The 525-nt window shown below is 59.6% G+C and carries 1 protein-coding gene; it reads right to left on the bottom strand.

Annotated features, from left to right (window positions below):
* Positions 1-285 precede the first annotated feature (285 nt).
* Positions 286-525, bottom strand: a 240-nt coding sequence (locus OC610_RS28675; RefSeq protein ID WP_332880491.1) for a sugar-transfer associated ATP-grasp domain-containing protein, incomplete at its 5' end; no start/stop codon positions are given.

Below are 525 nucleotides of genomic sequence, written 5' to 3'. Positions count from 1 at the left end.
GTGGGTCAGCCGTTCAGGCGGGGGAGCGATTGTAATCCCCTGTAGGATTTGCTCCTAGGGGGATGTCGGAGATGAGCACGTCTGTGGCTACCAGAGTGACCTGGGTATGAACACTTTGTGGCGAGGGAGCCTGCTCCCGCCGGATTGCGCCTGTAGGAGCTGTGTAGGAGCTGACGAGCGAAGCGAGGCTGCGATCTTTTCACAGACAGTTGAATCTCAAGCGAAAGATCGCAGGCTTCGCCAGCTCCTACAGAACCCGGTGGAGCAAGGTCCAATTTTCAGGACTCACCCCTCAACCGGCGGAATATGCCCAAACAGTTCCTGGGCAAACGCTACTCGTTCTTCCACGGTTTCGGTCACGCCGCGGGCCTTGAGCTCTTCCAGGTGGGCTTCCACCGCGTGGGTGCGCAAGGTCAGGCCGCAGTCGTTGGCGATCTGGATGTTCAGGCCCGGGCGGGCGTTCAGTTCCAGGATCAACGGACCCTTTTCCTGGTCCAGCACCATGTCGACGCCGATGTAACCCAG

Origin of the sequence: Pseudomonas agronomica, assembly GCF_025917275.1 — a bacterium.
Classification (GTDB): domain Bacteria; phylum Pseudomonadota; class Gammaproteobacteria; order Pseudomonadales; family Pseudomonadaceae; genus Aquipseudomonas; species Aquipseudomonas agronomica.
Note: the sequence above shows the minus strand (reverse complement) of the source record. Positions and strands in the feature narration are given on the sequence as shown.